This is a genomic window from Bordetella sp. FB-8 (assembly GCF_000382185.1).
Lineage (GTDB): Bacteria > Pseudomonadota > Gammaproteobacteria > Burkholderiales > Burkholderiaceae_B > Bordetella.
In genome coordinates this window covers 1701511-1719326 of sequence record NZ_KB907784.1, presented here as the reverse complement: position 1 = coordinate 1719326, position 17816 = coordinate 1701511, and the positions used below count along the sequence as shown (strand labels likewise).

Sequence of the window (17816 nt, the reverse complement as noted above, 5' to 3'; positions counted from 1 at the left end):
CGCGCCGACGACACCTGGCTCGCGCGGTCTTGGCCGTTCGCCTCGATCAGCGCGTGGACTCAAGCGCTGAACGTCAGCGCGCCGCTCAGGTCGCCCATGGGCTTCTGGCCCCGCGCCCGCATCGCGTCGTCGCGCAACTTGATGCCTTCGAGCGTGGGCAGATCGAACACCCGCGTGATCAGGCGCAGGATGGAGCCGGTGTCGTAAACCGTATGATCCACCAGGCCCTTCTTCGCATAGGGCGAGACCACCAGCGCCGGGATGCGCGTACCCGGCCCCCAGCGGTCGCCCTTGGGCGGAGACACGTGATCCCACCATCCGCCGTTCTCGTCCACGGTGATGATCACCACCATGTCCTGCCACTGGCTGCCGCGGCGCAGGCTGTCGACGATGTGGGCGATATGGCGGTCGCCCGATTCCACGTCGGAGTAGCCGGCATGCATGTTCAGGTTGCCCTGCGGTTTGTAGAACGTCACCGCGGGTAGCCGGCCGGCATCGACGTCGGCCATGAACTTGTTGGTGTCGGACATGTCGCCCAGACCGGCGTCGCGCAAATGTCGGGCGCGCGCCTCGGGATGCCGCGGGCCGAGATCCTCGAAGAAATTGAAGGGCTGGTGGTGATACTGGAAATTGGGCACGGGCGGAAAACCCGGCTCATTGGGCTTGCCGTCCACGGCGGCCTGCCAGCCGCCGGCATACCAGGCCCAATCCACGCCCTTGGCATCGAGCAGGTCACCGATATGCGCGTGGGTCTGCGGCGGCACCACCATCGGGCTGCCGGCATCGGCCAGCGCCGGGTTTTGCTTGTCGCGCGGTGCGTGGCTCGGCCAAAAAGGCGCGGCCATGGTGTTGACGGCGTAGCCGTCGGGCGTGAGCGCGCTGGGACCGAACACCGGCGGACCCAGCAGGGCGCTGGACGGCGACTTCTCGGGGTCAGGTTTCAGGCGCGGATCGGCCGGGTCGTCGCTTTCCAGGGTCGCGACCAGCCTGCGGGCCGGCGAGTTGTGCACGTCGGGATAGAAAGGCGCGCGCGCGGCAACAAGGTACTGGTGGTTGAGGAAGGAGCCGCCAAAAGCGCCCTGAAAGAAGTTGTCGCACAGCACGAACTCCTGGGCCAGGCTCCACAGGCGCAGGTTATAGGCCGTGTCGGCGTAATAGCCCATCGTCAGAGCGCCGGAATCGGCCCAGGCCACGAATTTGTCGTTCCTGCCGCCGTTGATCTGCATCTGGTTCTGGTAGAACACGTGCCAGAGGTCGCGCGTGACCACGCCCTGCGGCAGGTACTCGCCCTGGGGTCCGCGCAGCGCGAAGGGGCCGTTGTACAGCCCTGCCATGTACGGTGCGTCCTGCGAAACGTGGTACTTGACGTGGTTGACCGTCTGCTCGTGGGGTACCAGGCCCTTCCACACCGGCGGCAGCGTCGGCAGCGGCTTGCCGTCGCGGTCCACCTGCCGGTAGTCGTCGGCCTCGAGCGCGGACAGCGGTTTCTGCACGCCGGGAAAATTGCCGAACAGATTATTGAAGCTGCGGTTCTCGGCATAGATCACGACAATGTGCTTCACATGCTTGCGCAAGGCGTGCGTGAAAGCCGGGCTGGAAGGATGCGGCGCTGGCTGGCCGCCTTGCCCGCGGCCGTCCTGTGCCGCCAGGACGTCGCCCGCGGCCGCGCTGGCGCCCAGCGCGGCCATGCCGGTCAGAAAACCTCGGCGCGTCGCGCGCGCAAAGCCCTGGTCGATCTCGTCGCTGCCCTGGTCGTTCGTCTCTTGCGGTGTGTCGCTCATGGTTCACCTGATGGGAGGGTCCTGGCTCGTCAGCTTAAAGCCGCGGCATGTCAGTTTTCTTGCACCTCGGGCGCAAAGACGAGGGCGAAAAAAAACCCACGTCCTTGCGGACATGGGCCTTTCTACTGCGCCGCGCACCGCCGCGGCAAGCGGGCATTACATCTTGGGCATCATCAGCACGTTGGCGTTGTGCATCACCCACAGCGAACCGCCGACGGCGATGCCCAGGACCAGGGCGGTAAAAAGAAAGATCGCGGTGTTCTGCTGCTGTTCCGGGTTGGCGCCCAGGTGCAGGAAGAAGCCCAGCTGAACCAGCAGCTGGAGCACCGCGAACAGCGCCAGCGAGAGCTCGATCGCGTCGCGCGGCACCGCACCGCCCAGCACGATCCAGAAGGAGATCAGCGTCAGAACGATGGAAAGGGCGAAGCCCACGATGTAGGACTTCAGGCTGCCGTGGCCGCCATGACTGGCGTGGTCGTGGCCGGCCTCATGTGGGTGCGACATCAGAGGACTCCAAACAGATAGACGAAGGTAAACACGCAGATCCAGACGATGTCCAGGAAGTGCCAGAACAGGCTCAGGCAGGCCAGTCGGCGACGGGTCATGTCGTTCAGGCCGAAACGGCTGACCTGGTGCATCGAGATCGCGATCCAGATCAGGCCGAAGGTCACGTGCAGGCCGTGGGTGCCGACCAGCGTGAAATAGGCGGACAGGAAGGCGCTGCGGTCGGGGCCGTTGCCTTCGAGGATCAGATGATGGAATTCGTAGACTTCCATGCCGATGAAGCCCAGACCGAACAGGAAAGTGATGAGCAGCCAGCCGATCACCTTGCTCTTGTTGCCAGCGTACATATTGAGCATGGCCACGCCGAACGTAAAGCTGGAGATCAGCAGCAGCATGGTCTCGACCAGCACGTAGTGCAGGTCGAAGATTTCCTTGCCGTCGGGGCCGCCGGCATAGTTGTGGCCCAGGACGGCGAAGGTGGCGAACAGCACTGAAAAGATCAGGCAGTCGCTCATCAGGTAGATCCAGAAGCCAAGGGTGACCTTGGCTCCGTCGTCGTGGTGCTCGTGATGATGCGCCACGTCGTGCAGGGCGGAAGAAGCAGCTTGGGTCATGACTCAGGCAACCTGTTGCAGTTGACGATAGCGGGCGTTTTCGGTGGCTTGGACTTCAGCGGCCGGGACGTAGTAGTCCAGGTCGGTGCTGTAGCTGCGCACAACGAACGTGACGATCATGCCGACAAAACCGATGATGGCCATCCACCAGATGTGCCAGATCAGACCAAAGCCCATGGCCATGGAAAGAATGCCCATGATGGGACCCGCTGCGGTGTTGCGCGGCATGTGGATGTCTTCGTAGTGCGTCGGCTGCTTGTAGGCGGTGCCGTTTTCCTTGTCTTCCCAGAACTGGTCCAGGTGGTCGACGTGAGGCACGTGGGCGAAGTTGTAGAACGGCGCCGGCGAAGCGATGGCCCACTCGAGCGTGCGGCCGCCCCAGGGGTCGCCAGTCAGGTCGCGGTTCTTCTCGCGGTCCCGGATGCTGACCAGGATCTGCAGGATCAGGAAACCGATGCCCGCGGCGATGATGACCGCGCCGAACCAGGCCACCACCAGGTACGGATGCCACTCGGGGTTGTCATAGTGGTTCAGGCGGCGGGTCATGCCCTTCAGGCCCAGGATGTACAAGGGGATGAAAGCGAAGTAGAAGCCCACCAGCCAGCACCAGAACGAGCACTTGCCCAGGGTTTCGTTCAGCTTGAAGCCGAAGGCCTTGGGGAACCAGTAGTTCAGCGCGGCAATACAGCCGAACACCACGCCGCCGATGATCACGTTGTGAAAGTGCGCGATCAGGAACACGCTGTTGTGCAGCACGAAGTCGGCGCCGGGGATGGCCAGCATCACGCCGGTCATGCCGCCGATCACGAAGGTGATGATGAAGCCGATCGTCCAGTAGACCGGCACGGTCATGCGCACCCGGCCGCGGTACATGGTGAACAGCCAGTTGAAGATCTTCACGCCGGTCGGTATGGAGATGATCATCGTCGATATGCCGAAGAAAGCATTGACGTTGGCGCCCGAACCCATGGTGAAGAAGTGGTGCAGCCACACAATGAACGACATCACGCCGATCGCCGAGGTCGCGTAGACCATGGACTTGTAGCCGAACAGCGGCTTGCCCGAGAACGTGGCGACGATTTCAGAAAATGCGCCGAAGCACGGCAGGATCAGGATGTAGACCTCCGGGTGGCCCCAGATCCAGATCAGGTTGATGTACATCATGGCGTTGCCGCCGCCGTCGTTGGTAAAGAAGTGCATGCCCAGGTAGCGGTCGACCGTCAGCAGCGCCAGCGTGGCGGCCAGCACCGGGAAGGCCGCCACGATCAGCACGTTGGTGACCAGCGCCGTCCAGGTGAACACGGGCATCTTCATCAGCTTCATGCCGGGAGCGCGCATGCGCAGGATGGTGACCACGAAGTTGATGCCCGACAGCGTCGTGCCCAGGCCCGATATCTGCAGGGACCAGATGTAGTAGTCCACCCCCACCGTGGGGCTGTAGCTCAGCTCGGACAGCGGCGGATAGGCCAGCCAGCCCGTGGCGGCGAATTGCCCGATGAACAGCGAAAGCATGACCAGGACCACGCCCGAGACGAACAGCCAGAACGACAGCAGATTGAGGAAGGGATAGGCCACGTCGCGCGCGCCGATCTGCAGCGGCACCGCGATGTTCATCAAGCCCACGATGAAAGGCATGGCCATGAAGAAGATCATGATCACGCCGTGGGCGGTGAAGATCTGGTCGTAGTGATGCGGCGGCAGGAAGCCGGCCGAATCATTATTGGCGATGGCCAGCTGCGTGCGCATCATGATGGCATCGGCGAAGCCGCGCAGCAGCATGATCAGCGCCACGAAGATGTACATGATGCCGATGCGCTTGTGGTCGACCGAGGTGAACCATTCGGTCCAGAGGTACTTCCACAGACGGAAATAGGTGAGCGCCGCGACCACGACCACGCTGCCGAAAATAACGGCGGCCATGGTCACCATCACGATGGGCTCGTGGAAGGGGATGGAATCCAGTGTGAGTTTGCCGAACATCATTTACTCCGCGGCGGCGACCAGGTTTTTGGACTGGGGGGTGCAGACGGGGGAGTCCGTACCGGCGATCTTGGCCATTTGGGCATGCAGGATGAAATCGAACATGCTGGGAGGCGTACTCGAGTAGAACGTGACCGGGTTGTTTTCGCTGGGCTTGTTCAGCGCGGCGTAGACAGTCTGGGTCAGCGGGTTATTGGCGGCGCGGGCCTTGGCGACCCAGTCGTCGAAGCCCTTCTGGTCGGTGGCGATGGCGGTGAAACGCATGCCCGAGAACCCGGGGCCGCTGAAGTTCGACGAGATGCCCGCATAGGTGCCGGCATGGTCGGCGATCAGGCTGAGCTTGGTCTGCATGCCCGACATCGCGTAGATCTGGCTGCCCAACTGCGGGATGAAGAAGGAGTTCATCACCGTGGCGGACGTGATGCGAAAGTTCACCGGCGTGCCGACCGGCATCGCAATCTGGTTGACCGTGGCGATGTTCAGGTCGGGATAAATGAAGAGCCACTTCCAGTCCATGGCGACCACGTCGATATTCAGCGGCTTGACGTCGGACTTGATCGGCTTGTAGGGATCGAGTTCGTGCGTGCTCGTCCAGGTCAGGGTCGCCAGGATGGCGATAATGACGCAGGGGATGATCCACACCACCGCTTCGATGGCGGTCGAGTGCGACCAACGCGGCGCGTAGGTGGCCTTGGTATTGGTGGAGCGGTAGCGCCAGGCAAAGACCAGAGTCATGATGATCACGGGGATCACCACAATCAGCATCAGCCACAGGGCGGTCAGCATGAGGTGCTTTTCCTGCATGCCGATCGCCCCCTTGGGGTCGAGTAGTTCGGCTTTGCAGCCGCTGAGCAGCATGAGGGCGCCGACCGAGAGCGTGCGCGCCGTGGTTGCAAGGGACGGGATTTTCACTGACTACCTTCTCGTGGGTAATAAGGCCGCGATTGCAGCAACGTCGGCATAATAACGCTCAAGCGCCGCGGGGACACGCGGCACGATGTCGCACCTTCTCCTAAACTTGCACCTTATTGGGGCAAAATCCTCTGTAAACCTTAGTAACGCCACGAAAAGTCCGACACAAAGGTGCGACAAAATGTCGCACCCCATTGTTACCAATTTACAACCCAGCCCTTGTTCCGACCGGCTTCAATCCTCGGCCGAAAGGTCGCGCTCGGGCCCTGGTTTCTTGGCCAGCTTGCGTTGCAGCGAACGCCGGTGCATGCCCAGCAGCCGGGCGGCGGCCGAGACGTTGCCGCCGGTCTCGGCCAGGGCCTGGTGAATATGCTCCCACTCCAGGCGATGCAAGGGAATCATGGTTTCTTCGATGGCCACGTCCCGCGCCTGACCCAGGCCCAGGGTGCGCAGGATCATGGGGATGGTGGCCGGCTTGGGCAGATAATCGTCGGCGCCGCGCTTGATGGCCTCGACCGCCGTGGCCACGCTGGCATAGCCGGTCACGAGCAGTATGCGCATGTCGGCGCGCAGCGCGCGCAGCGGCGCGATCAGGGCCAGGCCGGAGTCCTCGCCCAGCCGCAGATCCACCAGCGCGAAGGACGGCCGCAGCGATTCGGCCAGGCTCAGCGCCTGGGCCGAGTTGCAGGCCAGATGCGTCTGCAGGCCATGGCGCGACAGACCGCGCTGCAGGGTCCGCAGATAGAGTTCGTCGTCGTCGATCAAAAGGCCTGGACCGGAAAGGGTCACGATGCGACTCCAGATTGCTTGTGCAGCGGCAAAGTAAAGCGGATGCGCGTGCCGCCGCCCTGGCCGGCGGTCAAGGTCATCTCGCCGCCCCACTGCTCGACAGTGGCATGCGAGAGGGCCAGGCCCACGCCCAGGCCTTGCGGCTTGCCGCTGTGAAACAGACCCGAGGCCGGCAACAGCGGCCGCTCCGGATCCATGCCGGCACCGTGATCGCGCACTTCGCCGCGCAGAACGCCATCCTGATAGGACAAGTGTAGTTCCACGCGCGGATCGCCCGCCTCCTCGCCCGCGTCCGCGGCATTGTTGAGCAGCGCCTGCAACAAATGCGCGATGGCGGGTTCGACCCGCAAGGTGGGCGGCAGCTCGCCGGTGCGCTTGAGTTCCACGGCGGGCCGCACCAGCGTCCACTGGCCCACCACCCGTACCAGGTCGACCTGGCTGGGCACGGCCAGGTTGCGGATGCGTTCGCGGCACAGGGCCAGCAATTCGCCCAAAGTTCGCACATCCTGGCGCATCTGGTCGTCGGGGGGCTGCCCAGTGCCGACCTGCTCGGCGATTTCGTCGGCCAGCAGCGTCATGGTCGCCAGCGGCGTGTTCAACTCGTGCGCCATGGAAGCGGCGTGAGTGGCCAGCGCGACAATGCCTTCATTGCGCGTGAAGCGTTCGCGCAGCGCCGCCAGCTCGCGCTCGCGGCTGCGCAGGCCCGCAGCCAGGCGTGTGAGGAACGAGCACACGATGGCCACGGAAATCAGGAACGTGACGGCCATGCCCCACGGCACGAGTGTGTGCTGGTCGTGCGGACTGACCAGCGGCTGGCCCAGCAGGGCCGACACGCCGTAGCCGGCGACGCTGGCCAGGGCGGCGAGCAGGGCCCAGAAGCGCGGCAAGGCCAACGCGCCCAGCGCCGTCAGCACCAGAAACATCATGCCGAATGGATTGTCGATGCCGCCGCTCCAGGCCACCATCCAGGTGAGCGCGAGCATGTCGGCCATCAGGTGCATGAAGGCCACGCCCGGCGCCAGCTCTTCGCTGCGCTGGGGCAGCGCGGTGGCGATCAGGTTGAACAGCACCAGCGCCAGCACGCCGCCCCATAGCGGCAACATGGGCAGCGACACGTCCAGAAACTTGCTCGCCACCAGGATGGCCGCGGCCTGCCCGGCGATGGCCACCCAGCGCAGGATGCACAGTGTGCGCACGAAGGAATGGGGCGCGCGCGACACAGGCGGACGCTGGGCGAAGGACATGTCTGGGCCGGATCAGGCGCCTTGGGCAGGCGCCAGGGGAACGCCCGGCCGCGACGCCGACCGGGAACCCGGCAGCGGCCGCACGCTGCCGGGATAGTAGGTGTGTACCAGCGACAGCTTCACGGCGTTGCTGGCGTTGCGCTGCGCCGCGTGCAGCGTGAGGCAATGGAAGAAGACCGCATCGCCGGGCTCGAGCGTGGGACAGACAGCCCGCGCGATCCAGTCGCGGTTGGCAGGCGGATCGGGCAGGAAGAACTTGCTCTGGTCGAACTGTTCGGATCCGAAGCCGGCGGCATGCGAGCCCGGCAGGAAGAACAGGCCGCCGTTCTCGGCGGTTTCCCGGCCCAGTGCCAGCCAGCACGACACCAGTTCCGGAGCGCTGAACGACCAGTAGCGGATGTCCTGGTGCCAGCCCGTCAGACTGCCGTAGGCGGGATGCTTGGTCATCACGCAGTTGTGATGCACGGTGGACAGCACCGGCGCCAGGCCGGGCCGCGCCAGGCCGGGCCGCGCCAGGCCGGGCCGCGCCAGGCCGAAATAGGCGGCCAGCCATTGTGCGATGCGCGGCGAGGCGGCCCATTGCGCGAACAGCGGGTCGCGGCCGTAGGCATCGAGCAGGCGCCGCGCGGTGTGGCCGCCGGCCGCCTGGCGCGAGGCGGGCGCGCCAGGATAGCGCAGATCGGCCTCGTATTCGATGGGCTCGATCGCCTGCTCCAGATGGCGCAGCGAGATATCGCGCAGCGCCGACACCGTGGCGGCATCGGCAAATCCGCGCACCACCACGAAACCCTGCTCGCGCAGCAGAGCGATCTGGCTGGCTTGCGTCATGGTCATTTTCCTGCCTTGGCCTGCTCGGCCTCGCGCTCTTCCTGCACGGTGCGCACCCATTCGCGCCACACCGACACCAGAAGCGCCATCAATACCGGCCCGACGAACAGGCCCACGATACCCAATGTTTTCACGCCGCCCACCAGGCCGAAGAAAGTCGGCAGGAAGGGCAGCTTGACCGGACCACCCACCAGGCGCGGCCGCAGGGTCTTGTCGACGATGAAAAGCTCGATCGCTCCCCAGGCGAGCAAGCCGATGCCGGCCCCGATGTGGTTCGATCCGATCAGGTAGAGCGAGACCAGCGTGAACGCGGTCGGCGCACCGCCGGGCACCAGCGCCATCACGCCGGTGATCACCGCCAGCAGCACATGCGCCGGCACGCCGGCGATCCAGTATGCGATGCCCAGCACCACGCCCTCGCCCAGCGCGATCAGGCCCATACCCGTGACGGTGGCACCGACCGTGGCCGGCACCATGCGCGAAAAACGCTGCCAGCGCGACGGCAGGATGCGCTCGCCCAGCAGGTCGACCTGGGCCAGAATCTGCCGGCCGTCCTTGTAGATGAAGAACAGCGTGAGCAGCATGAAAAGCAGCGCCAGTATCAGACGCGCCGCATTGCCCGCCAAGCCCAGCACCATGCGGTAGATATTGCCGATGTGCTCGCCGCTGACCAGTTGCACCAGGTCTCCCAGCGCATGCGGTTCGCCCAGGTAGGTGTTCCAGTACGCGGCGAGTTTCTCGCCCACTATCGGAATGGCGGGCATCCAGGCCGGCACCGCCGCGCCTTGGCGGTTGGTTGCCAGCATCCAAGCGAAAACATGGCTGGCTTCGCGAAATGCATAGATCGAGGCCAACGAAAGAGGCGCCACGAGCACCACGAGCACCAACAGCAGCGCGATGACGGCGCCGGCCGTCGTATTACCTTTGCAGAAGGCCAGAAGACGCCGATAGATCGGCCAGGTGGACAGGCCGATGACCAGCGCCGCCAAGGCCGGCACCAGGAAGTCGCTGAGGAAGTATGCCCCCGCCAGGAGCACCAGCAACAAAAGCCAGCGGGCGATCAGGGAAGCAGGTAATACAGGCGGCATAGGCGACAAGCGGCGAGATGACCGGCGGAGAAATTCCGCCCGGACTGAGCAATATACGAGTTTTGGCCGGGCCGCGTCAGGCCGGGCCGCGTCAGGCCGGGCCACGTCAGGCCGGGCCACGTCAGGCCGAGCCACGTCAGGCCGAGGCCGCCCGCCGGTCAGGGCCTGTCGACACGAAACGCCTAGACCAGGACTTCGGGCGGATCGACCGGCACGCGCTGGCGCGTGGCTTCCTGGGCCTGAGGACTGATCCGGGCGCCCTGCGCCATGAGCCGCTTGCATTCGAGCATGGATGGGTCGTTTTCGTCGCGCCCGCTCAGCAGCGGACAGCCGGCGAACAGTTCGGCGACCCAGTCGGAAAACGCCCGGATCTTGGGCGAAAGCTGGCGGTTCTGCAGATAGAGCAGCGAAATGGGCACCGGCGCGGGTCGGTATTCGGACAGTATCTCGACCAGCTCGCCCTTTTGCATGTGCGGCAGCGCCGCGTAGCGCCCCGTCTGGATAATGCCAAAGCCCTGCACGGCGCAGGCCAGATGGGCCGACCATTCGTTGACCGAGACCACGCCGGGCGGATCGACGTGCCGCAATTGCCCGTCGACCAGGAAATCCCAGCCGTGATTGCGGCCCGGCCCCAGGAAGTAATGCACGGCCTGGTGCTGCTGCAGGTTATCGAGGGTGTGCGGCACACCCTGGCGCGCCAGATAGGCGGGCGCGGCGCAGGTGAGAAGCTCAATGGCGCCGATGCGGCGCGCCACCAGGCTTGAATCCTCGAGCTCGCCGATGCGGATCACGCAATCGACCGCGTCCTGCACCAGATCCACCTTGCGGTCCGACAGGCCGATGGCCAGCTCCACGTCGGGATAGCGCGCGTGAAAGTCGCACAGCGCGGGAATGAGCAACAGCGTACCGATGCTGGGTTTGACGTCGACGCGCAGGCGCCCCTGCGGATGCGCCGAAACATCCTGCAGATAGGACTCGGTTTCCTCGACCTCGGCCAGGATGCGCACGCTGTGCTTGTAATAGGCCGCGCCGTCGGGCGTCAGGCTCAGGCGGCGCGTGGTGCGGTTGAGCAGACGCACGCCCAGATGCTTTTCGAGATTCTGGATGATGGTGGTGACGGTGGTGCGAGGCAGCACCAGAGCGTCGGCGGCGCGGGTAAAGCTGTTGGCCTCCACCACCCGAGTGAAGACCTGCATGGCTTGGAAGCGGTCCATGGAGATTCCTGGCAAAGGCTGTATGGCCGACAGCATAGACCATAAATCCGCAGATTGTTAGCCCATGCCGACTAGTATTGCCGGAAACTTGCCATTTATCCCGATATAGAAAACATTCAGAATCACAACCATCCCGTGCGATCCGTCCCGCCGCCCCATGCGGCGACGGTCTTGCGCTGCAGCAGACCCCGCGGCCCGCGCCCTGCGCCCGCCGCCCTCTCTCGGTCCGGTTCCCCTTTTTTCGCCTCTTTTCCAAGGAAACGTCATGACGATTTCTCGACCCCGCGTTTTTCGCTTTTCGGCCCTGGCCCTGACGGTGCTGCTGGCCGCGGCGGGCGGCTACGCGGTCTTGAACCCCGGCGCGCAAAACAGCGCCCAGGCCCAGCCGGCCGCACCGGCCGGCACCGCCGTCGACGTGGCGCCGGCCATCGGCCGCCCCATCATCGACTGGCAGCGCTATTCGGGACGGCTCCAGGCCATCGACCGTGTCGACATTCGCCCGCTGGTGTCGGGCACGCTGGCCCAGGTGCATTTCAAGGACGGCGCGCTGGTCAAGAAGGGCGACCTGCTCTTTACCATCGACCCTCGCCCCTATGAGGCCCAGGTCGAGCGCGCCGAGGCCAGCGCCGCCTATACCGCGGCCGATCTGGCCCGGGCCAAGCGGCTGCTGGCCGAAAACGCCATCGCGCGACGCGACTATGACCAGAAGGAAAGCGATGCCCGCGCCGCCGCCGCCGCGCTCAAGACGGCCCGCATCAACCTGGGTTATACGCGCATCGCCGCGCCGATCGACGGCCGGGTTTCGCGCGCCGAGGTCACCGCGGGCAACGTAGTGTCGGCGGGCGCTTCCTCGGCCGTGCTGACCACCATCGTGTCGGTGTCCCGCATGTACGCCTCGTTCAATGTGGACGAACAGACCTTCCTGCGCTATGTCGACGCAAACCATGTGCGGGGCGTGCCCATCCCCGTGCAGATGGGCCTGGCCGACGAAAAAGGCTATCCGCGCCGCGGCCTGGTGGAGTCGGTGGACAACCAGCTTGACCCCGGCTCGGGCACGATCCGCGTGCGCGCCGTGTTCGACAACCGCGACGGCCTGATGGTGCCGGGCCTGTATGCGCGCGTGCGCCTGGGCGGCAGCGCGCCGCACGCGGCCGTGCTGGTCGACGAAAAAGCCATCGGCACCGACCAGGACAAACGCTACGTGCTGGTCCTGGACAAGGCCAACCACGCCGATTACCGCAGCGTGCAGCTGGGCGCCAGCGTCGGCACGCTGCGCGTGGTGACGCACGGACTTGCGGCCGGCGAGCGCATCGTCGTGGGTGGTCTGCAGCGCGTGCGCCCGGGCGATCTGGTGGCGCCCAATCTCGTGTCCATGGACGATCAGAGCGCCCCTATCCAGACCGCTTCGGCCGGACTGAATTAAGAACATCAAGAACACAAACGCATACCCATGAATATCTCCAAATTCTTCATCGATCGGCCCATCTTCGCGGGCGTGCTGTCGGTGTTGGTGCTGCTGGGAGGCCTGTTGGCCATGTTCCAGCTGCCCATTTCCGAATACCCGGAAGTCGTGCCGCCTTCGGTGGTGGTGCGGGCCCAATACCCCGGCGCCAATCCCAAAGTCATCGCCGCAACCGTGGCTTCGCCGCTGGAGCAATCCATCAACGGCGTCGAGAACATGCTTTACATGCAGTCGCAGGCCAACAGCGACGGCTCTTTCGCGCTGACGGTCTTCTTCCGACTGGGCACCGATCCGGACAAGGCGCAGCAGTTGGTGCAGAACCGCGTCTCGCAGGCCCTGCCGCGCCTGCCCGAGGACGTGCAGCGTCTGGGCGTGACCACGATCAAGAGTTCGCCCACGCTGACTCTGGTGGTGCACCTGATCTCGCCCGACAACCGCTATGACGCGACCTACCTGCGTAATTACGCGGTACTCAACGTCAAGGACCGGCTGGCGCGCCTGCCCGGCGTGGGCGACGTGCAGGTGTGGGGCGCGGGCGACTACGCCATGCGCGTCTGGCTCGACCCGAATCGGGTCGCCGAGCACGGGCTGACGGCCATGGACGTCATCAATGCCATCCGTCAGCAAAACGTCCAGGTAGCCGCCGGCACCATCGGGGCCTCGCCCACCGGCGGCGACGTGCCCATGCAGTTCTCGGTGAACGCGCGCGGCCGCCTGACGACCGCGGCGCAATTCGGCCGGATTGTCCTCAAGACCGCACCCGACGGCGCGGTGACGCGCCTGTCGGATGTCGCCCGCATCCGGCTTGACGCCCAGGATTACGCGCTGCGCTCGCTGCTGAACAACAAGCAGGCGGTGGCCATGGCCATCATGCAGGCGCCGGGCTCGAACGCGCTGGACGTGTCCAGCCAGGTGCGCGCGACCATGGCGCATCTGTCCAAGGACTTCCCGCCCTCGGTGCAATACCGCATCGAATACGATCCCACGCAATTCGTACGCGCCAGCATCGAGGCCGTGGTGCACACACTGCTGGAAGCCATCGCGCTGGTGGTGCTGGTGGTGATCGTGTTCCTGCAGACCTGGCGCGCTTCGGTGATTCCGCTGCTGGCGGTGCCGGTATCCATCATCGGCACCTTCTCGCTACTGCTGGTCTTCGGCTATTCCATCAACGCGCTGTCGCTGTTCGGCATGGTGCTGGCCATCGGCATCGTGGTCGACGATGCCATCGTGGTGGTGGAGAACGTCGAGCGCAATATCGAGGCCGGCCTGTCGCCGCGCGAGGCCACTTACCGGGCCATGCGCGAGGTGAGCGGCCCCATCGTCGCCATCGCGCTGACGCTGTGCGCGGTGTTCGTGCCGCTGGCCTTCATGACCGGCCTGTCGGGTCAGTTCTACAAGCAGTTCGCGGTGACCATCGCTATATCGACGGTGATCTCGGCCTTCAACTCGCTGACGCTTTCGCCGGCCATGTCGGCCCTGCTGCTCAAGCCGCACGGCGAGCAGACCGACTGGCTGTCGCGCGCCATGCACAAGGTATTCGGCCCGTTCTTTCGCGCGTTCAACCGCGTCTTCGGCAGCGCCTCCGGACACTACGCCGACGGCGTGGGCGGCGTGCTGCGACGCAAGGGCTCCTCGATGCTGGTGTACGCCGTGCTGCTGGCGCTGACCGCGGCGGTGGCCTACATCCTGCCCGGCGGCTTTATCCCCGCGCAGGACAAGCAATACCTGGTGGCCTTTGCCCAGTTGCCCAACGGCGCCTCGCTCGACCGTACCGACAGCGTGATCCGGCGCATGAGCGACATCGCCCTGCACGAGCCTGGCGTGAAAAGCGCCATCGCCTTTCCCGGCCTGTCGATCAACGGCTTCACCAACAGCTCGAGCGCGGGCATCGTGTTCGTGACGCTGGACGACTTCGACAAGCGCCGCAGCGCCAACCTGTCGGCCAACGCCATCGCCATGCATCTGAACCAGAAATTCGCGGCCATCAAGGACTCGATCGTGGCCGTGTTCCCGCCCCCGCCCATCCTGGGACTGGGCACTTTGGGCGGGTTCAAGCTGCAGATCGAGGACCGCGGCGCGCAAGGCTATGCCGCACTGGACAAGGCGACTCAGGCTTTCATCGCCCGCGCCCGCCAGACCCCCGAGCTGGGACCGACGTTCACGAACTACCAGGTCAACGTGCCGCAGATCGACGTGGATCTGGACCGCGTCAAGGCGATGCAGCTGGGCGTGCCGGTGACCGACATGTTCGACACCATGCAGGTCTATCTGGGCTCGGTGTATGTGAACGACTTCAACCGCTTCGGCCGCGTCTTCCAGGTGCGCGCCCAGGCCGACGCGCCGTTCCGCTCGCACCCCGAGGACATTCTGCAGCTCAAGACGCGCAACGCCGCCGGCCAGATGGTGCCGCTGTCCTCGCTGGTGACGCTCAAGCAGAGCTTTGGCCCCGAGATGGTGGTGCGCTACAACGGCTACACCGCCGCCGACATCAACAGCGGCCCAGCGCCCGGCTATTCGACCAACCAGGCCCAGGCGGCCGCCGAGCGCATCGCCCGGGAAGTGCTGCCGCGCGGCTTCAAGATCGAGTGGACCGACCTGGCCTATCAGCAGATGCTGGCCGGCAACGCCGGACTGTGGGTATTCCCCATCAGCGTGCTGCTGGTCTTCCTGGTGCTGGCCGCGCTGTATGAAAGCCTGACCTTGCCGCTGGCGGTGATCATGATCGTGCCCATGAGCATCCTGGCCGCGCTCACAGGCGTATGGCTCACGCATGGCGACAACAACATCTTTACCCAGATCGGCCTGATGGTGCTGGTGGGGCTGTCGGCCAAGAACGCGATCCTGATCGTGGAATTTGCCCGCGAACTGGAAATGCAGGGCAGCACGCCGATGGCGGCCGCCATCGAGGCTTGCCGGCTGCGCCTGCGTCCCATCCTGATGACGTCCATCGCTTTCATCATGGGCGTGGTGCCGCTGGCGCTGTCTACCGGCGCGGGCGCAGAAATGCGCCATGCCATGGGCGTGGCCGTGTTCTTCGGCATGTTGGGCGTGACGCTGTTCGGCCTGTTCCTGACACCGGTTTTCTATGTGCTGCTGCGCAAACTGGGCCGCGGCGCCCTGCACTCGGCTGCGCGCCACGACGCGCCCCTGCACCACGCCAACGCCGAACAATGAGGAATATTTTGATGACAAACACGATACGAAACGGCAGGACCGCGTTCGGTCGAACCGCGCGAGGCCGAGCCTCGCTAGGCCGGGCCTCGCTAGGCTATGCGGCACTACCCCTGCTGCTGGCGCTGGCCGGCTGTGCGGTGGGTCCCGACTACCGCCGCCCGCCCGTCGACACGCCGGCCGCCTACAAAGAAGCGGCGTCCACGCAGGCTGCGATGCCGGCCGACCAGGCCGGAAGCTGGCAGCAGGCCAGGCCCGCCGAAAACGCACTGCGCGGACAGTGGTGGAAGATATTCAAGGACCCCACGCTCGATGCGCTGCAAGTGCAGGCCCAGGACGCCAACCAGAATCTGAAGGCCGCCGCCGCGCGTTTGGGTCAGTCCCGCGCCCTGGTGCGCAATGCCAGGTCCGACCGCTACCCGGAGCTGGACGCCGGTTTCGGCCCCACGCGCGAGCGCGCCTCGCCCGCCTCGCAGGGCCGCCCGGACAACGGGGCAGCCACCTACAGCTCGCTGTGGCGGGCCCAGGCCTCGGTATCCTATGAAGTCGACCTGTTCGGCCGCGTCGCCTCCTCGGTGAATGCCGCCACGGCCGACGCCCAGCAAAGCGCCGCACTGTACCGCTCGGTGCTGCTGGCCTTGCAGGCCGATGTGGCGCAAGGCTACTTCCGGGTCCGCGAACTCGACGCCGAACAGCAGATCTATCGCCGCACGGTCGAGCTGCGCGGCAAGACGATGGCGCTGATCCGGCATCGCTACGACGCCGGCGACGTGGGCGAACTGGACCTGGACCGCGCGCGCACCGACCTGGAATCGGCGCGCGCCGAACAAGTGGGCATCGCCCGCGACCGGGCCGTGGCCGAACACGCCCTGGCCGTGCTGCTGGGCAAGACGCCGGCCGAGTTCAGCCTGCCGGCCCAGCCCATCGCCCGCATCGCAATCGACATTCCCGCCGGTATGCCTTCCAGCCTGCTGGAACGCCGCCCCGATATTGCGGCCGCCGAACGCGCAATGGCCGCCGCCAATGCACGCATCGGCGTGGCCAAGGCCGCCTTCTTTCCCAGCCTGATGCTGACCGGCGCGGGAGGCTTGGAGTCCTCGGCTCTGGGCGACCTGTTCAATTGGTCCAGCCGCACTTTCCTGCTCGGTCCGCTGGTGGGCACGGCCCTGTCGCTGCCCATCTTCGACGGGGGCCGGCGCCAGGCCAACCTGGATCGCGCCCGCGCCGTGTACGAAGAGGACGTGGCCGACTACCGGCAGACCGTGCTGACGGCTTTCCGCGAAGTCGAGGACAATCTGGCCGGCCTGCGCCTGCTGCACGGCCAGACTGCCGCGCAGGATGCCGCGCTGCGGGCCGCGACCCGGGCGGCCCAGCTGTCGCAGATGCAGTACCGCGAGGGTGCGGTGAGCTATCTGGACGTGCTCGAGGCCGACCGCACCGCGCTGCAGCAGCAGCGCGCCTCGGCCCAGCTCGACGGCGACCGGGCACGCACCGTGGTGAACCTGATCCGCGCGCTGGGCGGCGGCTGGGGCCTGGCCGCGCCGCGCATCGCGGCCGAATAAGGCGTGTCGCATGCACGTGGCACAATGGGTCCGAATGACTCACCGCCGCGTGCATCCATGATCATCCTGATCGACCAGGACGGCGTGCTCGCCGACTTCGAAAATGCCTTCATATCCGCCTGGCGCCAGCGCCACCCGGATATCGCGCCCGTGGCCTTCGAGGACCGCAAGTCCTTTCACTTGCTCGAGGACTATCCGCCCGAACTGCATGCCCAGGCCCAGGCGATCTACACCGCGTCGGGCTTCATCCGTGATCTGCCGCCCGTCCCGGGCGCGGTCCAGGCGTTCAAGGAAATGCTGGCGCTGGGAATGGATCTGCGCATCTGTACCGCCCCCCTGCATCAGTACGAGAACTGCGTGGCCGAGAAATTCCAGTGGGTCGAACACCACCTGGGCCGCGCGGTCACCGAACGCATCGTCATGACACGCGACAAGACTTTGGTGCGAGGCGACATCCTCATCGACGACAAGCCCCATATCGAGGGTGCCGTGGCCCATCCGTCCTGGCGCCACATTGTCTACGACGCGCCCTACAACCGCCATGTCGCCGACCGCCCGCGCATGGTCTGGTCCAACTGGCGCGATGTGCTGGCAGACCAGTTCTACGCCGCCAACGCCTAGGACCTGCCAACACCCAAAGGCAGCGGGATACGGCCGCGAATTCCGA

14 protein-coding genes are annotated in these 17816 nt (G+C 65.5%); 4 read left to right on the top strand and 10 right to left on the bottom strand.

Translation table 11 applies throughout. From position 1 onward, the window contains the following. Positions 1 to 59 precede the first annotated feature (59 nt). The 10 genes from acpA to H143_RS0108170 all read right to left on the bottom strand — a co-directional run bounded on the left by acpA (position 60) and on the right by H143_RS0108170 (position 10954). Positions 60 to 1781 (bottom strand): acid phosphatase, encoded by a 1722-nt coding sequence (gene acpA, locus H143_RS0108215; protein WP_019937754.1) that lies wholly within the window; start codon positions 1779 to 1781, stop codon positions 60 to 62. A gap of 156 nt (positions 1782 to 1937) precedes the next feature. Beyond that, complete coding sequence (gene cyoD, locus H143_RS0108210; RefSeq protein WP_019937753.1) at positions 1938 to 2285, bottom strand: cytochrome o ubiquinol oxidase subunit IV; 348 nt, start codon at positions 2283 to 2285, stop codon at positions 1938 to 1940. Continuing rightward, the gene (gene cyoC / locus H143_RS0108205) at positions 2285 to 2899 is read right to left on the bottom strand and encodes a cytochrome o ubiquinol oxidase subunit III (RefSeq protein ID WP_019937752.1); all 615 of its coding nucleotides are present in this window, start codon (positions 2897 to 2899) and stop codon (positions 2285 to 2287) included. Before cyoC ends, cyoD begins: the two co-directional genes overlap by 1 nt. Before the next feature lie 3 nt (positions 2900 to 2902). Further along, positions 2903 to 4879 (bottom strand): cytochrome o ubiquinol oxidase subunit I, encoded by a 1977-nt coding sequence (cyoB, locus tag H143_RS0108200; RefSeq protein ID WP_033366255.1) that lies wholly within the window; start codon positions 4877 to 4879, stop codon positions 2903 to 2905. Positions 4880 to 4882: 3 nt separating this feature from the next. After that, positions 4883 to 5791, bottom strand: a complete 909-nt coding sequence (gene cyoA / locus H143_RS0108195) for a ubiquinol oxidase subunit II (RefSeq protein ID WP_026349849.1) — start codon at positions 5789 to 5791, stop codon at positions 4883 to 4885. Positions 5792 to 6025: 234 nt separating this feature from the next. Next, on the bottom strand, positions 6026 to 6580 hold the full coding sequence (locus H143_RS0108190; protein ID WP_026349848.1) for a response regulator transcription factor: 555 nt from the start codon (positions 6578 to 6580) through the stop codon (positions 6026 to 6028). Then, positions 6577 to 7824 carry an ATP-binding protein gene (locus tag H143_RS0108185; protein WP_019937748.1) on the bottom strand — a complete coding sequence of 416 codons (1248 nt, stop codon included), beginning with the start codon at positions 7822 to 7824 and terminating at the stop codon, positions 6577 to 6579. The genes H143_RS0108190 and H143_RS0108185 overlap by 4 nt, the downstream gene beginning before the upstream one ends. A gap of 12 nt (positions 7825 to 7836) precedes the next feature. Continuing rightward, entirely contained in the window at positions 7837 to 8658 is an 822-nt protein-coding gene (locus H143_RS0108180) for a phytanoyl-CoA dioxygenase family protein (protein WP_019937747.1), read from the bottom strand. Then, entirely contained in the window at positions 8655 to 9740 is a 1086-nt protein-coding gene (locus H143_RS0108175; protein WP_019937746.1) for an AI-2E family transporter, read from the bottom strand. Before H143_RS0108175 ends, H143_RS0108180 begins: the two co-directional genes overlap by 4 nt. Before the next feature lie 182 nt (positions 9741 to 9922). Beyond that, positions 9923 to 10954, bottom strand: coding sequence for a LysR family transcriptional regulator (locus tag H143_RS0108170; RefSeq protein ID WP_019937745.1), 1032 nt, complete (start codon positions 10952 to 10954; stop codon positions 9923 to 9925). A gap of 265 nt (positions 10955 to 11219) precedes the next feature. On the opposite strand from H143_RS0108170, the gene H143_RS0108165 reads away from it, so the two are divergent. The 4 genes from H143_RS0108165 to H143_RS0108150 are packed head-to-tail and all read left to right on the top strand — an operon-like array spanning position 11220 to position 17770. Further along, positions 11220 to 12377, top strand: a complete 1158-nt coding sequence (locus H143_RS0108165) for an efflux RND transporter periplasmic adaptor subunit (RefSeq protein WP_019937744.1) — start codon at positions 11220 to 11222, stop codon at positions 12375 to 12377. A gap of 27 nt (positions 12378 to 12404) precedes the next feature. Beyond that, a complete protein-coding gene (locus tag H143_RS0108160; RefSeq protein ID WP_019937743.1) occupies positions 12405 to 15590 on the top strand; it encodes an efflux RND transporter permease subunit in 3186 nt (1061 codons plus the stop codon). A gap of 11 nt (positions 15591 to 15601) precedes the next feature. Beyond that, positions 15602 to 17149, top strand: coding sequence for an efflux transporter outer membrane subunit (locus H143_RS0108155; RefSeq protein ID WP_019937742.1), 1548 nt, complete (start codon positions 15602 to 15604; stop codon positions 17147 to 17149). 57 nt (positions 17150 to 17206) lie between these two features. Further along, positions 17207 to 17770 (top strand): 5'-3'-deoxyribonucleotidase, encoded by a 564-nt coding sequence (locus H143_RS0108150; RefSeq protein ID WP_019937741.1) that lies wholly within the window; start codon positions 17207 to 17209, stop codon positions 17768 to 17770. Positions 17771 to 17816: the final 46 nt, after the last annotated feature.

Bases quoted from the DNA above. Each gene is read 5' to 3' on its own strand.
- acpA (WP_019937754.1), bottom strand. From the start codon at position 1,781: ATGAGCGACACACCGCAAGAGACGAACGACCAGGGCAGCGACGAGATC.
- cyoD (WP_019937753.1), bottom strand. From the start codon at position 2,285: ATGTCGCACCCACATGAGGCCGGCCACGACCACGCCAGTCATGGCGGC.
- cyoC (WP_019937752.1), bottom strand. From the start codon at position 2,899: ATGACCCAAGCTGCTTCTTCCGCCCTGCACGACGTGGCGCATCATCAC.
- cyoB (WP_033366255.1), bottom strand. From the start codon at position 4,879: ATGTTCGGCAAACTCACACTGGATTCCATCCCCTTCCACGAGCCCATC.
- H143_RS0108185 (WP_019937748.1), bottom strand. From the start codon at position 7,824: ATGTCCTTCGCCCAGCGTCCGCCTGTGTCGCGCGCGCCCCATTCCTTC.
- H143_RS0108180 (WP_019937747.1), bottom strand. From the start codon at position 8,658: ATGACCATGACGCAAGCCAGCCAGATCGCTCTGCTGCGCGAGCAGGGT.
- H143_RS0108175 (WP_019937746.1), bottom strand. From the start codon at position 9,740: ATGCCGCCTGTATTACCTGCTTCCCTGATCGCCCGCTGGCTTTTGTTG.
- H143_RS0108170 (WP_019937745.1), bottom strand. From the start codon at position 10,954: ATGGACCGCTTCCAAGCCATGCAGGTCTTCACTCGGGTGGTGGAGGCC.
- H143_RS0108165 (WP_019937744.1), top strand. From the start codon at position 11,220: ATGACGATTTCTCGACCCCGCGTTTTTCGCTTTTCGGCCCTGGCCCTG.
- H143_RS0108160 (WP_019937743.1), top strand. From the start codon at position 12,405: ATGAATATCTCCAAATTCTTCATCGATCGGCCCATCTTCGCGGGCGTG.
- H143_RS0108155 (WP_019937742.1), top strand. From the start codon at position 15,602: ATGACAAACACGATACGAAACGGCAGGACCGCGTTCGGTCGAACCGCG.
- H143_RS0108150 (WP_019937741.1), top strand. From the start codon at position 17,207: ATGATCATCCTGATCGACCAGGACGGCGTGCTCGCCGACTTCGAAAAT.